The organism is Streptomyces sp. YIM 130001, assembly GCF_003574445.1.
Classification (GTDB): Bacteria; Actinomycetota; Actinomycetes; order Streptomycetales; family Streptomycetaceae; genus Streptomyces.
In genome coordinates this window covers 252589-274115 of sequence record NZ_KZ984557.1, presented here as the reverse complement: position 1 = coordinate 274115, position 21527 = coordinate 252589, and the positions used below count along the sequence as shown (strand labels likewise).

Below are 21527 nucleotides of genomic sequence, written 5' to 3'. Positions count from 1 at the left end.
GGGGAGCTGAGGGACCGGTCCCGGACCCGTGTGCGTACGGGCGTCAGATGCGGGCGATGTCCCAGCGGGGCATCTTCGGGGTGCGGCGCGCAGGCGTGCGTCCGGCGAGCAGCAGGTACCGCACGGCGCGGTGGCGCTGTCCGGCGTAGGGCTCGAGGAGCTCGAGCATCGCCTCGTCGTCGGTGTCGCGCTCGCCGGTCAGGCAGTAGCCGACGATGCCGGGCAGGTGGAGGTCGCCGACGGTGACCTCGTCAGCGGCTCCGTGGCTGCGCTGCACCGTCTCGGCCGAGGTCCACGGGCCGATGCCGGAGACGAGTTCGAGCCGGGCCCGCGCCGCGGCGGGTTCCATCGCGGTGGCTTCCTCGAGGCGGCGGGCGACCCGGACCGCGCGCAGGATCGTCGAGGAACGCTTGTGGTCGACGCCTGCCCGATGCCATTCCCAGGACGGGATCAGGGCCCAGGTCCGCGGCTCGGGCATGACATGCATCCGGTCCACCGGTCCGGGGGCGGGCTCGCCGTACTTGCGTACCAGGAGCCGCCAGGCCCGGTAGGCCTCATCGGTGGTGACCTTCTGCTCGAGGATCGAGGGGATCAGTGACTCGAGGACCAGACCGGTGCGCAGCAGCCGCAGCCCGGGACGCCGTCGCCAGGCCGCGGCCACGATGCGGTGCCGCGGCTCGAACGCCGCCGGTTCGTCGCCGTCGCCGAGCAGCGCGGGAAGCGACCGGATCAGCCAGTCGGCGCCCGGCCCCCAGGCCGTTCCCTCGACCAGCCCGTCACGTGCGACGACCCGCAGCGTCCCGGCGCCTTCCGGCGTACGACAGGCCCGCCAGGCGGAACCGCCGGACTCCATGCGGAACGTGGGGTCGGCGGGCCCGCGACGCAGCGGACCGAGCACCAGGCGCAGGTCGACGGGCTCGGCCGGCGTCCAGGTCACCCGGGCGTCCGGGGTGACCTGCCGGGGCACCGCCGGGCGGCGAGCACGCGATGCGGCGCCCTGCTGCGGGGTGAATCGGCCTGCCACGGATGAGGTCCTCGGGAACGGGGCTGCGCTGAGCCGGTATCGGTGTGTACGGCCCGGGTCCGGGAGGTCCGAGCGGGCTCCACCAACCTAACGGTCCGCCCGGACGCGTACGACCGAACCCGGCGAACCCCCGGCCGGCCGCAGCCGCACGAAAGGAAGCGGAGCCTACTGGTCGGACGAGAACCGAACCGCCCCGTCCGGCAGCGCCGCATCGCACCACACCCGGACGCCGTCCCGCAGTTCGTTGTCCGCGCCGACGAACGCTCCGTCGCCGACGACCACCCCGTCGAGCGAGGCGCGGGCGCCGACCCGTGCCCCGGCGCCTATCAGCGAGTCCGTGACGATCGCACCGTCCTCCACGACCGCACCCGCGAGCAGTGCGCTCCCGGCGATCCTGGCCCCCTGCCCCACGACCGCGCCCTCGCCGACGACGGTTCCACCGGTCAGCTTGGCGTCGGAGGCGACGTCCGCGGTCGGCAGCACCAGGGCCTCCCCGCGCCGGCCCGGGACCGCGGGCGAGGGCGCCCGGCCGAGTACCAGGTCGGCCGATCCACGCACGAATGCCTGGGGGGTGCCCAGATCGAGCCAGTACGTCGAGTCGACCATGCCCTGCAGATGCGCGCCCGCCGCGAGCAGCCCGGGGAACGTCTCGCGCTCCACGGACACCGGGCGGCCCTGCTCGATGGTGTCGATCACCGACCGCCGGAAGACGTACGCGCCCGCGTTGACCTGGTCGGTGACGATCTCCTCGGGCGTCTGCGGCTTCTCCAGGAAGGCGGTCACCCGGCCCGTCGGATCCGTCGGCACAAGTCCGAACGCCCGGGGGTCGTCCACCCGCGTCAGATGCAGCGAGACATCGGCGCCCGAGGAGCGGTGGGTGTCCACCAGGGCGCCGATGTCCAGGCCGGTGAGGATGTCGCCGTTGAAGATGAGCACCGGGTCGTCGGGCCCGGACGTGAGCCTTGAGGCGACGTTGCGGATGGCTCCGCCGGTGCCGAGCGGCTCGTGCTCGGTGACGTACTCGAGGTGCAGGCCGAGGTCCGAGCCGTCTCCGAAGTACGGCTCGAAGACCTCGGCGAGGTACGAGGTGGCGAGGACGATGTGCTCGACGCCCGCCGCCCGGGCCCGGGCGAGCTGATGGGTGAGAAAGGGCACCCCCGCGGCCGGGACCATCGGCTTGGGGGTGTTGACCGTCAGCGGACGGAGCCTCGTGCCCTTGCCGCCGACCAGGAGTATCGCCTCGGTCACCTGTCGTCTCTGCTTCCTGCCGGGGGCCGGATTCGTTCGGCCGGCCAGTGTATGCAGACGGCACGGCCGGTCCCGGCCGGCGCCCCTGGCAGGTAGCGGTCAGCGTCCCTGGTAGGTGGCCGCGGACGAACGGGCCGAGCCGAGCTTGCCGTAGAGCTTGGCTCCCGGGCACTCGGTGGCGAAGCCGTCGCGGTGCCCGGAGATCACGTTCAGACGGGCCTTCTTGCCCTTCTTGTAGAGGTTGCTGCCTCCGGAGACGAGGGTCGTCTTGCCCTTCGGGTTGGCGCCGTGCAGGCCGAGCTTCCATGCGGTGAGCCGGGCCACGGCGGTGACCGCGGCCTTGGGCGGGGAGCTGTTCGCGTACGTGCCGAGGACGGCGATGCCGGTGCTGTTGGTGTTGAAGCCCAGGGTGTGGGCTCCGAGGACCGGCTTGGCCACTCCTCCGGCACGACCTTCGTAGATGTTGCCGCACTTGTCCACAGCGAAGTTGTAGCCGAAGTCGCGCCATCCGCTGCTTTTCACGTGGTACCGGTAGATGCTGCGGAGCACCGAAGGCGCTTGCGCACAGCTGTAGTTGTTGCCGGTGGCGCTGTGATGCACGAAGGCGGCCTTCACGGACTTGGTGTAGCCGAAGCCGCTCTCGCGGAGCTTCTCGTCGGCGCCCCAGCCCTTGCGGGTGACGATGCGCGGGCGCGGGCCGATGTACGGCTTGGCGGCCAGGCCGCGGGACTCGACGAGGTCCGACTCGGTCTGTTCCTTGGTGAGTTCGGGGATGGTGGCGGAGCCGAGCGGTGCCAGTTCGGCGTTGACCGCCGAGCTGGCGGCGGACTCCACGGTGAGGCCGGTGGCGCGCGGGCCGTCGGCCGGAGGGCCGGCCGGCGGCGGGTCGTCGCCCGGGTCGACGAGTTCCAGGCGCAGGCCCTGGGGCAGGGTGGTGGGGGCGGCCTCCCTGGTTCCGCCCTCCTCGGTGGCGTGCTCGTGGCCGCCCTGCTCGTCCGCACTGTGTTCGTGAGTGCCTTGTTCGCCGGCGTCCTGCTTGTCGGTGCCTTGTTCACCGGTGCCGCCGCGCTTGTCGGGCTGAGCGGCCGTCACCCGGATCTCGACGCCGTCGGAGTCGCCGACCCACAGCGGCGCGGTCGAGCCGCGGCGGCCGGTGGCCGCGCCCTCGTCGGTGCCGGGGTCCGCCGCATGCTCCTGGTTGTGGGTCTCGAGCTGCTGCCACGCGGACCAGGTGCCGGTGTCCTTGGCCCGGGTACGGACCTCGACGCGGCCCGCGAGTTCGGCGCCCGGGTTGTCCCAGACGACACCGACCAGAGAGAACGGCAGGACGTCCTTGCGGATCAGCCCCTGTGCCCGGGACGCGCCGCCGGCCCGGTCACCGGAGAGCGGGGCAAGGGGCAACGACTGGGTGGAGCCCGCGAGGGACCCCGTCCTGGGAGAGGGCTCTGCCGCGAGAGCCCCGGAGGGCAGGGCGAGCGGAAGGCAGAGGGCGGCCGCGCAGGTCACGCCGAGGCTGGAAGCAATCAATCCACGCATGCGGTGATCGTGCGGGCTCGATCAAGGGCCCGCACATCGAGAACTGACGGACCGTCGGCCAAATCGGCGACCCTGCCCTCTGTCCGGCCGCCCCACGACGCCGGGCGTGCCGCGTACCCTTGCCCGCGTGAACGCAACCGACCGAACCCCTGCCGACCTGCTGCGTTCCGCGCTCGCCGCGGACCCCGTACGCCCCCTGGTGACCTTCTACGACGACGCCACCGGCGAGCGGGTGGAACTCTCTGTCGCCACCTTCGCCAATTGGGTGGCCAAGACCGCGAATCTGCTCCAGGGCGATCTCTCCGCAGAGCCCGGCGACCGGCTCGCGCTGCTCCTGCCCGCGCACTGGCAGACGGCCGCCTGGCTGATCGCGTGTTCCTCGGTCGGCGTGCTGGCGGACGTCGGAGGCCGTCCGGGCGACGCGGATCTGGTCGTCGCCGGTCCCGACGATCTGGAGACGGCCCGTGCCTGCAGCGGGGAACGGGTGGCGCTCGCGCTGCGGCCGCTCGGCGGGCGCTTCCCGCAGCCGCCCGAGGGGTTCGTCGACTACGCGGTCGATGTGCCGGGCCAGGGTGACCGGTTCGCGCCGTACGCACCGGTGGACGCGGATGAACTCGCGCTCCGGGTCGGCTCGGTGGAGCTGACGGGCGCCGAGCTGGTCGAGCGGGCGCGCACCGACGCGGACGCGCTGGGGCTCGCGCCCGGGGCGCGGGTGCTGTCCGGCCGGGCGTACGACACCTGGGACGGGCTGTCGGCCGGTCTCTTCGCGCCGCTCGCCTCCGGTGCGTCGGTGGTGCTGTGCCGCAATCTGTCCGAGCTCTCCGAGGACGGGCGGGCGCGACGGGTCGCGGACGAGCGGGTCACGGTGTCGGTCGACCGGTAGGAAACCCCGCCGGGCGCGAGCCCTTGTGCACAACCACCTCTGACCACGCGTCTCGATGGCTGGACAGGCTCGTCCGGCACCACCCGTCCGGCCCAGCGAAGACCCCGGCCCGCGCGCGGGAGGGGCGGGGCCCAGGTCATGGTCGTAGGAGCGTCGTGTCGTGTCGACGCGCTGCCGATGCCATGAGGGGTGGACTCACACGTGACCGACACCGCCGGTACGCCCGACGGTCCGGAACGTCCGGACGACGACGCGCCCGCGACGGAGCCGGACGACGGCGGCACGCACCAGGCACCGGGGGCGGACGGCGAGACGACCGCCGCACCCTCGTCGGGCACCGACGACAACGACACGGCGGAGGCCACCGCGGACAGCGCGACCCCGGCCGGGTCCACCCCGGACGCCGAGACCCCGGCCGGGAACGGCGGCAAGCAGCCCGCCGGCCGCAGACGTCACTGGCTGCGCTGGACCGCGCTCGGCGCCTCGGTGGTCGTCCTCGCGGCGGCAGGCGTCGGCTGGAGCCTGTACCGCAAGCTCGAGGGGAACATCACCCAGGACACCGGGACCGCCTCCGAGCTGGAGCGCTACGACAAGGAGCGTCCGCCGCCGTCGAAGCACGACGCGCTGAACATCCTGCTGATCGGCTCGGACACCCGCGCCGGCAGCGGCAACAAGCCCTACGGCAGAGACGTCGGCTCCCAGCGCTCGGACACCACGATCCTTCTGCACCTGGCCGCCGACCGGAAGAGCGCCACCGCGGTCTCGCTGCCGCGCGATCTGATGGTCGATCTCCCGAGCTGCCGCAAGGCGAACGGCTCGCGCACCAAGGAGCAGTTCGCCCAGTTCAACGGTGCGTTCCAGGTCGGCGGCGCCGCCTGCACCATCCGTACCGTCGAGAAGCTCACCAAGGTCCGTATCGACCACCACATGGTCGTGGACTTCCAGGGGTTCAAGAAGATGGTCGACGCCGTCGACGGCGTGGTCGTCTGCCTCAAGAACCCGGTCGACGACCCGGATTCGCGGCTCAAGCTCTCCGCGGGCCGCCACCGTCTCGACGGCGAGCAGGCACTCGGCTACGTACGGGCCCGCAAGACGCTCGGCAACGGCAGCGACACCGACCGGATGGACCGTCAGCAGCAGTTCCTGGCCGCTCTGGTCAAGAAAGTGCAGAGCAACGGCGTCCTGCTCAACCCGACGAAGCTCTATCCGGTACTGGACGCGGCCACGTCCTCATTGACCACGGACCCGGCATTGGCCGGACTGACTGATTTGTACGACCTGGTGCGCAGCATGCGCAACATTCCGACCGAGAAGGTGCAATTCCTGACCGTCCCGCGCCAGTCGTACGAGTACGACGCGAATCGCGACGAACTCGTGCAGCCCGCCGCAGGTCGACTCTTCGAGCAACTGCGCAAGGACGCACCGCTGCACGTATCGGACCGGAACGAGGAATCCGCCGCCCGCGACAAGAACGAGGCCGGAGAAGGAAAAGCCGACAAGAAGACGAAGAGCGAGCAGCGGGACGAAGGCGATACCGACGACGACAGTGACGTCACCGGGGACGGCCAATCCCCGGACGCCGGTGAGGACTTCAGCCGCGATCTGTACGACGACGGCGACTACTTCGGCGGCAGCGACTACTTCGACGACGGCAAGTCGCCCGCCCGCGACCCGCGCCTCACCGGCCCGCACGACATCCGTCTCCCGGCCGCGGAAGAGCCCGACAGCCCCTCGGACAAGCCGAGTCCAGTTCCCACGTTCCGTGGAAATACGGCCGACGATTCGACGTGCGAGTAAAGGCAACCTCAAGCGACTCCGCAAGATCTCCGGGAAATGGGCGTATTGCCCAGTTGTAGGGGAGTGGAATTTGTCACCGCCGTCGCCCCCGGCTGAACTGGGCGGATAGTGTGAGCGATCCGGTGCACCCGGCCACCCGGTGGCGCACCTGGGCATGCCTCCCCGGTCTTCACGGATCGGATCGAGGTGCCCGAGCAGGACCGATTGACGGACGCCCTGGAGGGGGAGGGCGCGCCGTGGCCCCGACGGAGGACTCAGGCAACCGTGGACGCGCAAGGCCGTGGGCGGGCGGAGAACATCGACCCCGCAGACCAATGGGTACTCAACCCGAACACCGGCGATTACGAACTGCGACTGGACCCTTCCGCAGGGCAGTCGAACGTCCCCGGCCCCCGCCGCTCCGCGAGAACGGCCACGGCACAGCGCCGCCGCTCCCCCGCCCCCGGACGCGAGCATGCCGACCGCGGTCCCGAGGTGCCGGTCCAGCGCCGGCACCGGCACCCCGACGATCTGCCGCCCGGCCGCCGCAGGCCGCGGCCCAAGCCTCGCCGGTCAAGGGCGAAGAAGATCCTGCTGTGGGTCTGCGGAGTCCTGGCCTTCCTCGTCCTGGCCGCGGGCGTCGGCGCGTATCTCTACTGGGATCACCTGAACGACAACCTGGACGGCATAGACACTGACGGCGCCGGCACCGGCGGCTTCAGCAAGGACCGCCCGATCAACGTGCTGCTCATCGGCACCGACAAGCGCACGGGCAAGGGCAATGCGGGCTACGGCGACTCCGGCAGCGCCGGCCACGCGGACACCACCGTTCTGCTGCATGTCTCCAAGGACCGCAGCAACGCAACGGCGTTGAGCATCCCGCGCGACATGATCACCGACATCCCGACCTGCCCGACCAAGCAGGAGGACGGCTCCACCAAGGACATCCCGGGCACGCAGCAGACGCGGTTCAACGAGAGTCTCGGTCAGAACGGCCGTACGCCCAGCTGCACGATGCGGACGGTCAACAAGATCACCGGCCTGGACATCGACCACTTCATGATGGCCGACTTCAACGCGGTCAAGACGCTCTCCAGCGCGGTCGGCGGCGTCCCCGTCTGCGTGGCGAAGGACATCGACGACCCCAAGTCCCACCTCAAGCTGTCCAAGGGCAAGCACAACCTCGCGGGCGACGACGCGCTCGCGTACGTACGGACCCGGTACTCGGTCGGCACCGGGGGCGACCTGAGTCGGATCGAGCTCCAGCAGCAGTTCCTCAGCTCGCTGATGCGGAAGATGAAGTCGAACGACACGCTCACCAGCCCGACCAAACTGCTCGGCCTCGCGGAGGCCGCCACCAAGGCGCTCACCGTGGACAGCCAGATCGCGGATCTCGACAAACTCAAGGATCTGGGCCTGGAGTTGGGCAAGGCGGATCTGAAGAACATCAGCTTCACCACGGTCCCGGTGGTCGACAACACCGACGGTGCGACCGTCCTGTTGAACGAGGCGCAGGCCGACCCGCTGTTCTCGATGCTGCAGGCCGACCAGTCGTTGACCGAGACCAAGAAGAAGAAAAAGGCCGCGGAGCAGGCCAGGCTCAAGGGCCCGAAGGCGGACGCCTCCGAGGTCCGGGTGAACATCTACAACGGCAGCGAGACCCAGGGCGCCGCAGGCACCACCCTGAGCTGGCTGCAGAACGAGCAAGGGGTCCTGAAGGCTTCGCAATTGGGCAACGCGCCCGAGAACCAGGCCAGGACGACCCTCGAGTACGCGCCCGGCCAAGCGGACGAGGCGCGCAGGCTGGCCGAGATCATGGGCCTGCCGGCTTCCGCGATGAAGCCGGGCAAGAGTGAGAAGAACAGCCAGGGGATGCCGGCCATGACCTTGATTCTGGGGGCGGATTTCAAGGAAGCCGGCACACCCATCTCCGCGCCGACGAAGGTGCCGGACGGAGTGCGGAAGGTCGAGGCGGACAAGGCCGTGTGCGCCAAGTAGCGCCGTACGCCTGCCCGTTCGGCCCCGCGCCGGACGGGCAGGCGTACCGGCGGGCACGGCAGGCGGGGAGGGGATCGCATGAGGCAGGGCAGCGTGCGCGGGGAGGGGCCGCTCGAGCGCGACCCGCACGCAAGTGAACACGGCCAGGACCAGGGCCGGTTCGACGAGGAGGACGAGGGCGAACCGCCGCAGCGGTCCGGCCGCGGCCGGCGTCGGGGTGCCGCCCGCGAGCGCAGACCGCGCCGTAACCGCCGGATATTTCGCTGGATCGCGGGCTCACTCACGGTCCTCGTCCTGGCCGCGGTCGGCCTCGGCTACTTCTACTACGAGTACCTGAACAACCGGATCAACACGGAGCAGTTGCCGGACGACAACCGCGCGCCCGAGGCCTCGCCCAACGCGGCCGGACAGACTCCCCTGAACATCCTGGTCATCGGCTCGGACGCGCGGGACTCGAAAGCCAACCAGAAGCTCGGCGGGGCGAAGGAGACCTTCGGCGGCACACCGCTCGCCGATGTGCAGATGCTGGTCCATCTGTCCGCGGACCGCAGCGACATGTCGGTGATCAGCATGCCGCGCGACACCCTCGTCGAGGTACCGGAGTGCCGGGACGACAAGAACGACAAGACCTATCCGGCCAGCAACGGCCGCATGATGACGAACGAGACCCTGGGCCGGGGCGGCGCCTCCTGCACCGTGCTGACCTGGGAGAAGCTGACCGGCGTCCGGATCGACCACTTCATGATGGTCGACTTCGCGGGAGTGGTCTCGATGGCGGACGCGATCGGCGGCGTGCCGGTCTGCGTGGACGCCAACATCCACTCCCGGGACGCTCAGGGCCACGGTTCCGGGCTGCGCCTGGAGAAGGGCACCACGAACATCAAGGGCGAGCAGGCGCTGCAGTGGCTGCGTACCCGGTACGGCTTCGAGGACGGCAGCGACATCGGCCGCGCCAAGGCCCAGCACATGTACATGAACGCGATGGTCCGCGAGCTGCGCGAGAACGCCACGCTCAGCAATCCCGGCCGGCTGCGCAACCTCGCCGAGGAGGCCACGGAGGCGCTCACCGTCGACACCGGCCTCAACTCGGTGGGCAAGCTCTATGACTTGAGCAACGAGCTCAAGAAGGTGCCGCCGAAGCACATCACCATGACGACCATGCCGTACGAGTACCAGGGCGCGCGGGTGGTGCCGAAGCCGGGCGACGCGGAGCAGCTGTTCCGGCTCGTGCGCGAGGACATCGCCCTCGACGGCAAGGGCAAGGACAAGGGCAAGGGCAAGGACGGCAAGAGCAAAAAGGATTCGTCCGACAAGGAGCCCACCTCCGACGACCCGGCCGCACAGCCCGCCGAGATCGGTGTGACGGTCCAGAACGCGACCGGCGGCGACGACCGTCAGCCGGTCCAGGGTCGCGCGCACCAGGTGGCGCAGCTGCTGGCCGGCAAGGGCTTCGCCCGGGCCACGGCGGACAACGCTGCCACGCCGAGCCTGGACCGTACGACGATCCGCTTCCCGAGTGCCGAACTGGAGGGCGACGCGCAGTCGGTGGCCAAGTCCCTCGGTCTGCCGATGAGTTCGGTCAAGGAATCCAAGGATGTCAGCGCGGTGACCGTGGTGGTCGGCGCGGACTGGCGCAACGGTGACGCACCCGAGGAGCAGAAGCAGGACGACCGTACGCCCGAATCGGCGGACGCCCTGAACGGCGCCGACGAATCGGCCTGCATGCACGTGGACCCCAACTTCACCTGGGAATAGGCGAGTTGGTGCACCTCGACGTACGTACGCGGGTGCTCCGGCCACGATCGGCCGGGACACCCGCGTAGGTACGCAAGAAGAGCAGCCTCAGGCGTGGGACGGGTCCGTCTGTGCCGAGGGGCGGCGCGAGGCGATGACCTTGGCGGCCAGTGAACGCGGGCTGGTCAGATAGCCCCAGCCCCACGACATGTGCATGGTGGCGAGCGCCACCGGGATCTGCAGCCGCGCCTTGGCCGGCAGGCCGCGACCGGCCGGCAGCGAGCCCGCGACGATCGCCGCGAGGTAGCCGCCGGGGACGACGAAGCCCCACGGTGTGACGAGCGCGCCGATCACGGTGCCCGCCGCGATCGCGCAGACCGCGGTCGGCGGCGCGAGGTAGCGGGGGTTGACCGAGCCCTTGTGGTAGCGGGCGACCACATGACGCCAACGGCCGTAGTTCCGGTACTGCTTGGCGAGTTCGCGCACGCTCGGGCGCGGGCGGTAGGAGACCTTCAGCTCGGGCGAGAACCAGACGCCGCCGCCGGCCTCGCGGATACGGAAGTTCAGCTCCCAGTCCTGGGCGCGGATGAACTCCTCGTTGTAGCCGCCCTGTTGCTCCAGCGCCTCGCGGCGGAACACCCCGAGGTAGACCGTCTCGGTGGGACCCGCCTCGCCGCCGGTGTGGAAGGCCGCGTTGCCCACACCGATCTTCGACGTCATGGCGGCGGCGACCGCGTGCTCCCAGTCGTTCTCCCCCTCGGCGAACATCAGGCCGCCGACGTTCTGCGCGCCCGTCTCCTCGAGGAGGCGTACGGCGGTGGCGATGTAGCCGGGCGAGAGGAGGCCGTGGCCGTCCACGCGCACCACGATCGGGTGCCGGGAGGCCTTGATGGCGGCGTTCAGGGCGGCGGGGGTGCGGCCGGTCGGGTTCGGCACGGTGTGCACCCGGCCCCAGGCGTTGTCCGCGGTCTCACGCACCAGCTCTTCGGCGATCTCGTCGGTACGGTCCGTGGACGGCCCGAGCGCGATGACCACCTCCATCTCTCCCGCGTACTCCTGCTGGAGGATGGCGTGGACGGCGCCGCGCAGATGCCGTTCCTCGTTGAGGACGGGCATGATCACGGATACGGCCGGGGTCTGCACGTCGGGCTCCTGATTTTTCTCGCTCATCGGGCCTCACGTTACCGCGAACGGGGGACACCGGCGCGCGCCGGACGGCTCAATTCCGCGGGCCGCAGATCATATCGACTTAACGTTGCCCGCGTCCGGCGCCCGCTCCACGGAGGTGTCCCAACGTGCCCACCGGGTCCCGCTCGCCCGCCCGACCGCCTCGGCCGGGCCGACCGACGCGACCACCCGTCGGTGGCAGACGCAGAGTGATCCGCCGTCCCAACTGGGCCATGCGGGTCACCACTGCCTTCTCGGTGATCGTCCTCGGGGCCGCCGGCATCGGCCACGCGGTGGTGACGAGCCTGGACACCGGCATCTCCCGGGTCGACCCCTTCAAGGACATGAAGAACCGGCCGCAGGCGGGCCACGGCCTGAACATCCTGCTGGTCGGCACGGACGGCCGGGACAAGATCAGCGAGCAGGAGCGCCGCAAGTACCGCCTCGGCGGCGCCCCCTGCCACTGCACGGACACCGTGATGATGGTGCACCTCTCCGAGGACCGTGACCGCGCGAGCGTCGTGAGCCTGCCCCGTGACTCGTACGCGGAGCTGCCCGCGCACACCGACCAGAACTCCGGCGAGAAGCACAAGCCGCATCCGGTGAAGCTGAACGCCGCCTATGCCGAGGGCGGCCCCAACCTCACCGTGCGCACCGTCGAGCACATGACGAAGGTCAAGATCGACCACTATCTGGAGGTCGACTTCACCGCCTTCATGAAGACGGTCGACGTCCTCGGCGGCGTCGAGATCTGCACCGTCCGCCCGCTCAAGGACTCCCACTCCGGCCTCGACCTGGCTGCCGGCCGCCATCGTCTGAACGGCGGCCAGGCCCTGCAGTACGTACGCTCCCGGCACATCGGCGGGGACGCGGACCTGGGCCGGATGCAGCGCCAGCAGCGCTTCCTGGCCGCGGTGATCGCCAAGGCCACCTCGTCCGGGGTGCTCCTGAACCCGGTGAAGTTCCGGGACATGTCGCGGACCGTGCTCGGCTCGGTGCGCGCGGACCGGAACTTCGGCTCCAACGAGATGCTCCAACTCGGCCACACGATGCGCAGCTTCACGCCCGCGTCCTCGGAGTTCACCTCCGTCCCGATCGGGAAGATGGGGTACTCGGTGAAGGGCATCGGGTCGACCATCAAATGGGACCCGGAGAAGTCCGCGAAGCTCTTCGGCGCCCTGCGCGCGGACAAGCCCCTCACCCCGCTGAAGAAGCAGAAACCGAAGCCGAAGGCGACCGTGGTGGACGTGGCGCCGGAGCAGGTCCGGGTCCAGGTCTCGAACGGCACCGCGACCGCGGGCCTCGGCGGCAAGGTCGACCAGGCGCTGCGCGGCACCGGCTTCCGCACCACGGGCACTCCGGACAACGCGCCCAAGCGGGACGTGAAGCGCACGGTCGTGGAGTACGACCCGCGCTGGGACCGCTCGGCCAAGACCCTGGCCACCGCCCTGCCGGGCAGCGAACTGCGCAAGGTCAAGGGACGCGGTCCGCAGATGAAGGTGATCGTCGGCACGGACTACGACGGCGTGAACCGGGTGCGGGCGGAGGACCAGCAGCAGGGCGAATCCGGAGTGGTCACCGGCGACCAGGTGGTCTGCGACTGACAGCCGCCGTCCGGGAGCGGATCAGTCCTCGATGCCGTCGGCCGCGCGCTTCTCGCGCAGTTCCCTGATCGCCCGGCGGCGGGCCAGCCGGTGGGTCCGCCTGATCTGCGCCTCCTGGTAGCGGCGGCGGTCGCGCTCGGTCTCCGGCTCGACCTGCGGCACCTCGCGCGGAGCGCCTTCGGCGTCGACCGCGGCGAAGACGAGATAGGCGGAGCCGACCTGCTGGGCGGGCGTCGACTCGTTCCAGCGCTCGGCGAGTACTCGTACGCCGACCTCCATGGATGTCCGGCCGGTCCAGTTGACCTGGGCCTTCACGTGGACGAGGTCGCCGACCCGGACGGGCTCGAGGAAGGCCATCTCGTCCATCGACGCGGTGACGGCCGGGCCGCCCGAGTGCCGGCCGGCCACGGCCCCGGCGGCGTCGTCCACCAGTTTCATGATCACGCCGCCGTGCACCGTACCCAGGAGGTTGGTGTCGTTGTGGGTCATGATGTGGCTGAGGGTGGTGCGGGAAGCCGAGGTGGGCTTGCCCTCAATCGCCCCGGTAAGGGTCGCAGCCGCGGCTCGGGCCTGATCTGTCATGAGGTCCACCTTATGCCGGGCCTGCTTTGCATCAGGTCTGCAACAGCCCTGGCCCGATTCCCCTTCAGGCCTTGTGAGGCACGTTGACCAGCACGGCACACTGGACCAATGAGCGATTGGCCCGACGGGTACGGCCGTAATGACCAGTACGGACAAGGCAGTGGACGCGCGCAGCCGGAAGGCGCCCGCGTCATGCCTCACGTGCAGCGCGGCCGGACCGCACCCCCCATCCCGCAGCAGGGCGGATACGGCGACCGCGGCTACGACAGCGGTTACAGCGACGGCCAGGTCTACGGGAACGGTGGCGGCGCCCACGGCGGTGGCGGCGACGGCTACTACGACGACGGCAGGGGCGGACGCCCGGCACCCGACTGGCGCCGGCGCCTGAAGATCGGCGCGCTGACCCTGGTCGTGGCGCTCCTGGCCGTGACGATCGGCACATACTTCTGGGCCGACTCGAAGCTGAAGAACGAGGTCGACCTGTCGAAGGTGATCGAGCGGCCCGGCGGCGGCGAGGGCACCAACTACCTGATCGTCGGGTCCGACAGCCGCGAGGGCATGTCCAAGGAGGACCAGGAGCGGCTGCACACCGGCAAGGTCGAGGGCAAGCGGACCGACTCGATGATGATCCTGCACGTCGGGGACAACGGGAACACGATGGTCTCGCTCCCCCGTGACTCGGACGTGGAGATACCGTCCTTCCGCGGCTCCGACTCCGGCAAGCTCTACCCGAACCAGGGCCGGCGCACGAAGCTGAACGCCGCCTACGCCGAGGACGGCCCCGAACTCCTGGTCCGTACCGTCGAGCACAACACCGGGCTCAAGATCGACCACTACGCGGAGATCGGCTTCGGCGGCTTCGCGAACATCGTGGACGCGCTCGGCGGCGTGGAGATGGACATCCCGCGCGACATCAAGGACAAGGACTCGGGCTCGGACTTCAAGAAGGGCAAGCAGACCCTCGACGGTGAGAAGGCCCTGGCCTTCGTACGCAACCGCAAGGAGGCCGGCAGCGACCTGGAGCGCACCAAGAACCAGCAGCAGTTCCTGGCCACGCTCGCCAACCAGGCCGCGACCCCGAGCACGATCCTGAACCCCTTCCGGCTCTACCCGACGATGGGCGCCGGCCTGGACACGCTCCTCGTCGACAAGGACATGGGGCTGCTCGACGTCGGCGAGATGTTCTGGGCGATGAAGGGCATCACCAGCGGCGACGGCAAGTCGATGAACATCCCGATCTCCGGCTCGAACGGCGGGAACCTGGTCTGGGACAAGGCCAAGGTCAAGGAGCTCGTCGAGCAGTTGAAGAACGACGACAAGGTCACGGTCTCGGAGAACTGAGGCGGTACGGCCCGACCGGGGCCGAACCTCCTGACAGCGCCGTCGGTGAAGGCTCCGTCCGAACCCCCCAGGGGCTCGGACGGAGCCTTCGCCGTTGTCCGCTCGCGCACGGCGGGCCCGGGGACGTTCAACCGTTCGCATCAGCCTGCCGCGAACCCCGGAAGCTTTGCTGCCTACGGTGGCCACACTGCCTCCGATCAGGACCGGAGTCCCCCATGGCAGACCTGCAGGACGAAGCGCACGCAACCGGCGAGGTCGGTGACCTGGACCCGCCACGCGCGGCCCGCGCCACCGTGGCCGGGGACGAGCGGCCGGACGATGCCGCTGCCCCGGAACACGAGCCGGACCTGCCCCCGGACGACGGTGGACCACCGCCGGGGGCGTCCCCGCGCGACCGGGTCAGGGCGGTCCTCGCCCGCCACCCGGTCGCAGACGGACACAGCGGTCTGCTCTGGGCGCTCGGCAGACTCTCCTGGTACGACCTGGAGCTGGGCGAGAGCGCGCTGCAGACGGACATCCCGCGGCTGCGCGAGGGTGCGGTGGGCACGCTGTTCTGGTCGCTCGAGGTGCCGGGCGACTTCGCCGGGGACCGGGCCGTGTGCGCGACCCTCGACCTGATCGACCTGGCCGGGAGTGTGGTGCGCGACCACCCCGAGGGCCTCTGGCTGGCACGCACCTCGTCGGAGGTGGCCGATGCCCGGGCGCACGGCAGGATCGCCTGTCTGCTCGGCCCGGCGAGCGCGACGGCGCTCGGCAATTCGCTGGGTGCGCTGCGGGCGCTGCACCAGCTCGGTGTCCGTACGCTCTCGCTGTCCGGGACGCGCTGGGCCGGTGAGGAGGGGCTGTCCCGCTTCGGCGAGGAGGTGGTCCGCGAGATGAACCGGCTCGGGGTGATCGCCGACCTGACGGGCAGTGCGGACGCCACCGTGCACCGGGTCATGGCGGTGTCCCGCGGGCCGTCGCTGTTCTCGCACTCCGGCGCTCGGGCGCTCACCGACCATCCGGACAACGCCTCCGACGAGGTGCTCACCGCCCTGCGCACCGGCCGGGGCCTGTGCATGGTGCCCTGTGCCGCGGCGCAGACCGGTGACGCGCTGCGGGACGTGGCCGACCATCTGGACCATGTGCGACGGGTCGCGGGCCCGGAGTGCGTGGGGCTGGCCGGCGGCTTCGACACCGACGGTCCTTCGGCGGCCGGTATCGCCGACCCCGCGGCGTACCCCCTGCTGCTCGGCGAGCTGCTCGAACGCGGCTGGTCCGACGCCGAACTCGCGCTGCTCACCTCGGAGAACCTGCAGCGGGTGATCCGGGACGCGGACTTCACGGCCCGGGCCACGCAGCTGCGCCGGGCTCCCTCGACGGCGACGATCGAACGGCTCGACGGCTGAGCCGCCGGTGCCGTCGGTCCGCCGGGGTGGGCCCGACGGCCGTCAGCAGGCGCAGAGGCAGAAGGGGTGGCCCGCCGGGTCCGCGTAGACCCGCCAGGTCCGCGACGGGTCGCCCCGGTCGAGGAGGGTCGCGCCGAGTTCGAGCGCGTGCCGCTCGGCGGTGTCCAGGTCGACCGTGACGGTCAGGTCGAGGTGGAACTGCTGCGAGCCGTCGGAGGAGGGCCACTTCGGCGGTACGTGGTCGGGGGCCTGCTGGAACTCGAGCGTGGAGGCTCCGTCCGCGCCCACGAGTACGTGCCATTCGTCGCCTGCGTCGTGCTGCCGGGTGACGGTCCCGCCGAGGAGCCCCGCGTAGAACTCGGCGAGGGCGCGCGGGTCGGGACAGTCGAGGACTACGGCTCCGAGCTTGGTGACGGCCATGGTGCTGCCTCCTGGGAGAGTGCCGAGCGCGCCGCGGTCCGATGCGGTTACCAGTACTCGGCTTCAACAGGTATCGGTTACCTCATACTCCCGCAGTAGAGGTAACCTCGCAAGCATGCGGCAGAGAGAAGGCACCGATCCGTCGGCGGACGGACACCGGCCATGACCGAGCGCGCCCCGGCCCCCGGTGAACTCGCCCTGGTGGAACGGCTGGTGAACACGCTCGACCTGGAGACGGGAGCCGACGCGCTGGACACCGAGGAGGCCCGCCGCGCACTCGGGATCCCGCAGGACGGCACCGAGCGGGCCAGGGAGCTGCGCGAATCGCTGCGCGCCGTCCTGCTGGTGCACGCGGGGCACCCGCCGCACCGCGAGGTCACTCCGCTCGGCCAACTCCTCGCCGCCGCACCGCTGTTGGTCGACGTGGACGAGGCGACGGGAGAAGCGACGCTGGCACCGGCCGACCCGGATCCACTGGTGTCCCGGATCACCGCGGCCATCGCGCAGGCGGCCGCGGACGGCAGCTGGCCCCGCCTGAAGGCCTGCCACGCGCCGGACTGCCACTGGGCCTTCTACGACCGCAGCCCGGCCGGCCGTGGTCGCTGGTGCGTGATGTCGGTCTGCGGCAGCCGGGCCAAGATGCGCAGCTACCGGGCGCGGCGAGCGGAGGCCTGAGACCGCGGAGGCTTGGGACCGGCGGTCTCAGGCGCCTTCGAGCCGGTCGAGGTCCAGCGTCAGCCGATTGCGCCAGTCGTTCACGAAGACCGCCTTCGGCCCCTCGTACTCCACCGCCACGAACGGGTTGGACTGGAACATCATCAGCAGCCACCGCAGTGAGCGGTCGGCATCGAGTCGGGCGAGATATCCGATGTTGCCCATCCCGCCGCCCCCACCGGTCAGCCACCCCGAACCGTCCGGCAGCCCGCTCTCGAACCAGGTGTCGTACGCGTCGGTGTCGTGCTCCTCGAAGGCGTACGCCACATCGAGCGGCCCGCCGAGGCGGAACGGGATCGGCTGCCCGGCCTCCGGGTGGTACGCGCCGGGGCCCGGGACATGGATCTCGACGGCGGTGTCGTCGGGCCGGTAGAGGCCGTCGCAGCACACCATCTCGCCGGCCGCCCACAGCCGTTCGACCAGGCCCGCTCCCCCGCCGTTCACCACCTGCACGGCATCAGGCCGCCGGCCGGCCCATGGCGCGGTACGTCCAGCCGGCCTCGCGCCAGCGGACCGGGTCGAGGGCGTTGCGCCCGTCGAGGATCGTCGGGACCGACACCTCGGCGGCGAGGTCGGCCGGGTCGAGCTCGCGGAACTCGCGCCACTCGGTGAGGTGCAGGACCACGTCCGCGCCCCGTACGGCCTCGGCGGCGGAGTCCGCGTAGCCGAGAGTCGGGAAGAGCCGCCGGGCGTTGTCCATGCCCTTCGGGTCGTAGACCGTGACCTGGCCGCCCTGGAGGTGGATCTGTCCGGCCACGTTCAGGGCGGGTGAATCGCGTACGTCGTCGGAGTCCGGCTTGAAGGTGGCGCCGAGCACGGCCACCCGCTTGCCGAGGAAGGCCCCGCCGCCGAGGGCCTCGCGGGCGAGCTCGACCATGTGGCCGCGCCGGCGCATGTTGATCGAGTCGACCTCGCGCAGGAAGGTGAGCGCCTGATCGGCGCCCAGCTCACCGGCCCGGGCCATGAACGCGCGGATGTCCTTGGGCAGACAGCCGCCGCCGAAGCCGATGCCGGCCCGCAGGAACTTCCTTCCGATCCGCTCGTCGTAGCCGATCGCCTCGGCCAGTTTCACCACATCGCCGCCGGCCGCCTCGCAGACCTCGGCCATCGCGTTGATGAACGAGATCTTCGTGGCCAGGAACGAGTTCGCGGCGGTCTTGACCAGCTCCGCCGTCGGAAAGTCGGTGACCACGAAGGGCGAACCCTCGGCGAGCGGAGTCGCGTACACCTCGCGGAGCAGCTTCTCGGCCCGCTCGCTCGGCACGCCCGCGACGATCCGGTCCGGGTGCAGGGTGTCCTGCACGGCGAAGCCCTCGCGCAGGAACTCCGGGTTCCAGGCCAGCTCGACCTCGTCGCCCGCCGGCGCCAGCTCGCCGAGGACGGCCGCGAGACGGTCCGCCGAGCCCACCGGGACCGTCGACTTGCCGACGACGAGGGCGGGACGGGTCAGGTGGGGCGCGAGCGAGGCGAAGGCGGAGTCCACGTAGCTCATGTCGCAGGCGTACTCACCGTGCTTCTGCGGGGTGTTCACACAGACGAAGTGGACGTCGCCGAACGCGCCGACCTCCTCCCAGGAGGTGGTGAAGCGCAGCCGCCCGCTGGAACCCTCCATCCCCGCGACGTGCCGCCCGAGCAGCTCCTCGAGCCCCGGCTCGTACATCGGCACGCGGCCCTGGGAGAGCATCTCGATCTTCTCGGGGACCACATCGAGGCCGAGGACCTCGAAGCCGAGCTCGGCCATGGCCGCGGCGTGGGTGGCACCGAGGTAGCCGGTGCCGATCACGGTGATCTTGAGGGCCATGCGGTGCTCCAGAAGGGTCGGTGAAACTGCGCTGCCCGAGCATAGTCGGGGTCGTACGGTCGTCCGTTTTCGCCCCGATGGATGCGAGCCGGGGCGGGGCCGGCGGCCCTCTCATCGGGCCTCGTGGGCCCTTGTCGTCAAGCTCACGTATCCCGTCCGGGACCGGGGGCCTAAAATCAGGGTTACTTAACGGTAGTTAGCATCTTTGGGAGTGAGAGACTTGGCGGGTTCGACCGAATTCGACCTGTACCGCCCGGCAGAAGAGCACGACATGCTCCGGGAGTCGGTCCGCTCGCTCGCCGAGGCGAAGATCGCCCCGTTCGCCGCGGAGGTGGACGAGGACGCCCGCTTCCCGCAGGAGGCGCTCGACGCCCTCACGGCGAACGACCTGCACGCCGTCCACGTACCCGAGAGCTATGGCGGCGCGGGCGCCGACGCCCTCGCCACGGTCATCGTGATCGAGGAGGTGGCGCGGGTCTGCGCCTCGTCCTCGCTGATCCCCGCGGTCAACAAGCTCGGCTCGCTCCCGGTCGCCCTGTCCGGCTCCGAGGCGCTGAAGAAGAAGTACCTGGGACCGCTGGCCAAGGGCGACGGCATGTTCTCGTACTGCCTCTCCGAGCCGGACGCCGGTTCGGACGCGGCGGGTATGAAGACGAAGGCCGTACGCGACGGCGACCACTGGGTGCTCAACGGCGTGAAGCGCTGGATCACCAACGCCGGCGTCTCCGAGTACTACACGGTGCTGGCCGTCACCGACCCGGCCAAGCGTTCCAAGGGCATCAGCGCCTTCGTGGTCGAGAAGTCCGACGAGGGCGTCTCCTTCGGCGCCCCGGAGAAGAAGCTCGGCATCAAGGGCTCCCCCACCCGTGAGGTCTACTTCGACAACGTCCGCATCCCCGCCGACCGCATGATCGGCGAGGAGGGCACCGGCTTCGCCACCGCGATGAAGACCCTGGACCACACCCGCATCACCATCGCGGCCCAGGCCCTCGGCATCGCCCAGGGCGCCCTCGACTACGCCAAGGGCTACGTCAAGGAGCGCAAGCAGTTCGGCAAGCCGATCGCCGACTTCCAGGGCATCCAGTTCATGCTCGCGGACATGGCGATGAAGATCTCGGCGGCCCGCGCCCTGACCTACCAGGCCGCGGCCGCCTCCGAGCGCCTCGACCCCGACCTCACCTACCAGGGCGCGGCGGCGAAGTGCTTCGCCTCGGACGTCGCCATGGAGGTCACCACCGACGCGGTCCAACTCCTCGGCGGCTACGGCTACACGCGCGACTACCCGGTGGAGCGCATGATGCGCGACGCGAAGATCACCCAGATCTACGAGGGCACGAACCAGGTCCAGCGCATCGTGATGGCGCGGAACCTGCCGTAGGACGGCTCCCTACGCCGATGTAACGGCTCCCGGCTCTGTTGCCGGGGGCCGTTCACTCGCTCTTGGGCGGCACGACGAATCCTCGCGTCGACCCGGAAGCAGGCTTTGGGTCGGGGAACTCGGCCGCCACGGCCGCCGGCGCATCTGCGGTCACGTCATGGCGAGTGGCCGGATCGGCCTTGTCGTACACGCGGCAGGCACCGGCGGGGTCCGAGGGGTTCTCCGGCGCGACCACACCCGGGATCCCCGACTGCCTGAGCAGAGCGTCCACTCGGCGGGCCTGGTCCGCATCCATGCGTTCCCCTTCCCTGCTCCCCCATTGCGATGCCTTCGGACGTCTCTCGCAGCAGGCCGTGCGGGGAGCGGTGGCCCGCACTCTCATCGCGGACGCGGTGGCGAGTCCGGGGTGACCGACCATGGTGACGGACCTCGGTGCCGAGGGCGTACTCCGCCGGAAGGGCGACGCGGTCCGGTGGGCGGGGGGAGGGCCGAGGCGAGGAGGGCGCGGAAGGTGGGGCAGGCCGTGTGGGTCGGGGCCGGGCAGGCGGCGACGTGGCGGAGGGAGTCGCGCAGGGCGGTGAGGCGGCGGAGAGTGGCGTCCAGTTCGTCGGCCTTGGCCGAGAACAGGTGCCGGTCGATGTGCGGGCGGCCGTCCGCCGCGAACATGCCGGAGATCTCGTCGAGGGAGAAGCCGGCGGAGCGGGTGAGCGCGATCAGCGCGAGGCGGTCGAGTACGGCGGGGTCGTACTGGCGGCGCAGGCCGTGCCGGCCCACCGGGGCGATCAGGCCCTTGTCCTCGTAGTACCGCAGGGTGGAGGCGGGGATGCCGGAACGTCGCACCACTTCGGCGATGTCCAGTGCGGCGTTGTCCGGCGCCGCGTTGTCCGGCGCCGCGTTGTCCGGCGCCGCTTTGTCCGGTGCGCTCATACTCGG

General features: G+C 70.7%; 19 protein-coding genes. 9 read left to right on the top strand and 10 right to left on the bottom strand.

The features are described 5' to 3' along the window. Positions 1-43 precede the first annotated feature (43 nt). From DSC45_RS19835 to DSC45_RS19825, 3 genes are all read right to left on the bottom strand, one after another. Entirely contained in the window at positions 44-967 is a 924-nt protein-coding gene (locus DSC45_RS19835) for a DNA-3-methyladenine glycosylase family protein (protein ID WP_119292859.1), read from the bottom strand. 222 nt (positions 968-1189) lie between these two features. Then, on the bottom strand, positions 1190-2272 hold the full coding sequence (locus DSC45_RS19830) for a mannose-1-phosphate guanylyltransferase (protein ID WP_119292767.1): 1083 nt from the start codon (positions 2270-2272) through the stop codon (positions 1190-1192). 99 nt (positions 2273-2371) lie between these two features. Next, the gene (locus tag DSC45_RS19825) at positions 2372-3808 is read right to left on the bottom strand and encodes a peptidoglycan recognition protein family protein (protein WP_119292765.1); all 1437 of its coding nucleotides are present in this window, start codon (positions 3806-3808) and stop codon (positions 2372-2374) included. 127 nt (positions 3809-3935) lie between these two features. On the opposite strand from DSC45_RS19825, the gene DSC45_RS19820 reads away from it, so the two are divergent. From DSC45_RS19820 to DSC45_RS19805, 4 genes are all read left to right on the top strand, one after another. Then, entirely contained in the window at positions 3936-4691 is a 756-nt protein-coding gene (locus DSC45_RS19820) for a TIGR03089 family protein (RefSeq protein WP_119292763.1), read from the top strand. Between the two features lie 189 nt (positions 4692-4880). Further along, positions 4881-6488 (top strand): LCP family protein, encoded by a 1608-nt coding sequence (locus tag DSC45_RS19815; RefSeq protein WP_119292761.1) that lies wholly within the window; start codon positions 4881-4883, stop codon positions 6486-6488. Positions 6489-6752: 264 nt separating this feature from the next. After that, positions 6753-8465: an LCP family protein gene (locus tag DSC45_RS19810; RefSeq protein WP_119292759.1), complete on the top strand. Its 1713-nt coding sequence runs from the start codon at positions 6753-6755 to the stop codon at positions 8463-8465. 78 nt (positions 8466-8543) lie between these two features. Beyond that, the gene (locus DSC45_RS19805) at positions 8544-10220 is read left to right on the top strand and encodes an LCP family protein (protein WP_119292757.1); all 1677 of its coding nucleotides are present in this window, start codon (positions 8544-8546) and stop codon (positions 10218-10220) included. A gap of 87 nt (positions 10221-10307) precedes the next feature. On the opposite strand, the gene DSC45_RS19800 is transcribed toward DSC45_RS19805, so the two are convergent. Further along, positions 10308-11369, bottom strand: coding sequence for a glycosyltransferase family 2 protein (locus tag DSC45_RS19800; RefSeq protein ID WP_119292756.1), 1062 nt, complete (start codon positions 11367-11369; stop codon positions 10308-10310). A gap of 230 nt (positions 11370-11599) precedes the next feature. Between DSC45_RS19800 and DSC45_RS19795 the strand changes: the two genes are divergently transcribed. Further along, a complete protein-coding gene (locus DSC45_RS19795; RefSeq protein ID WP_119292857.1) occupies positions 11600-12970 on the top strand; it encodes an LCP family protein in 1371 nt (456 codons plus the stop codon). 21 nt (positions 12971-12991) lie between these two features. Here the strand turns inward: DSC45_RS19795 and DSC45_RS19790 are convergent, their stop codons facing one another. Continuing rightward, the gene (locus tag DSC45_RS19790) at positions 12992-13552 is read right to left on the bottom strand and encodes an acyl-CoA thioesterase (protein WP_119292754.1); all 561 of its coding nucleotides are present in this window, start codon (positions 13550-13552) and stop codon (positions 12992-12994) included. Between the two features lie 108 nt (positions 13553-13660). Here DSC45_RS19790 and DSC45_RS19785 point away from each other — a divergent pair, with 108 nt between their 5' ends. Together DSC45_RS19785 and DSC45_RS19780 are read left to right on the top strand one after the other, a co-directional pair. Further along, positions 13661-14893: an LCP family protein gene (locus tag DSC45_RS19785; RefSeq protein ID WP_119292752.1), complete on the top strand. Its 1233-nt coding sequence runs from the start codon at positions 13661-13663 to the stop codon at positions 14891-14893. Between the two features lie 215 nt (positions 14894-15108). After that, complete coding sequence (locus DSC45_RS19780) at positions 15109-16281, top strand: membrane dipeptidase (protein ID WP_119292750.1); 1173 nt, start codon at positions 15109-15111, stop codon at positions 16279-16281. A 42-nt stretch (positions 16282-16323) separates the two neighbouring features. Here DSC45_RS19780 and DSC45_RS19775 read toward each other — a convergent pair whose 3' ends face one another. Next, on the bottom strand, positions 16324-16701 hold the full coding sequence (locus DSC45_RS19775; RefSeq protein ID WP_119292749.1) for a VOC family protein: 378 nt from the start codon (positions 16699-16701) through the stop codon (positions 16324-16326). A gap of 162 nt (positions 16702-16863) precedes the next feature. Here DSC45_RS19775 and DSC45_RS19770 point away from each other — a divergent pair, with 162 nt between their 5' ends. Next, on the top strand, positions 16864-17376 hold the full coding sequence (locus tag DSC45_RS19770) for a CGNR zinc finger domain-containing protein (RefSeq protein ID WP_119292747.1): 513 nt from the start codon (positions 16864-16866) through the stop codon (positions 17374-17376). A gap of 27 nt (positions 17377-17403) precedes the next feature. On the opposite strand, the gene DSC45_RS19765 is transcribed toward DSC45_RS19770, so the two are convergent. After that, complete coding sequence (locus DSC45_RS19765) at positions 17404-17868, bottom strand: hypothetical protein (protein WP_240434736.1); 465 nt, start codon at positions 17866-17868, stop codon at positions 17404-17406. 4 nt (positions 17869-17872) lie between these two features. Next, positions 17873-19216 (bottom strand): UDP-glucose dehydrogenase family protein, encoded by a 1344-nt coding sequence (locus tag DSC45_RS19760; protein WP_119292745.1) that lies wholly within the window; start codon positions 19214-19216, stop codon positions 17873-17875. Between the two features lie 220 nt (positions 19217-19436). On the opposite strand from DSC45_RS19760, the gene DSC45_RS19755 reads away from it, so the two are divergent. Then, the gene (locus DSC45_RS19755) at positions 19437-20594 is read left to right on the top strand and encodes an acyl-CoA dehydrogenase (RefSeq protein ID WP_119292743.1); all 1158 of its coding nucleotides are present in this window, start codon (positions 19437-19439) and stop codon (positions 20592-20594) included. Positions 20595-20646: 52 nt separating this feature from the next. Here DSC45_RS19755 and DSC45_RS19750 read toward each other — a convergent pair whose 3' ends face one another. Then, positions 20647-20889: a hypothetical protein gene (locus tag DSC45_RS19750; RefSeq protein ID WP_119292741.1), complete on the bottom strand. Its 243-nt coding sequence runs from the start codon at positions 20887-20889 to the stop codon at positions 20647-20649. 83 nt (positions 20890-20972) lie between these two features. Further along, on the bottom strand, positions 20973-21521 hold the full coding sequence (locus tag DSC45_RS19745; RefSeq protein WP_119292739.1) for a helix-turn-helix domain-containing protein: 549 nt from the start codon (positions 21519-21521) through the stop codon (positions 20973-20975). Between the last annotated feature and the right edge of the window lie 6 nt (positions 21522-21527).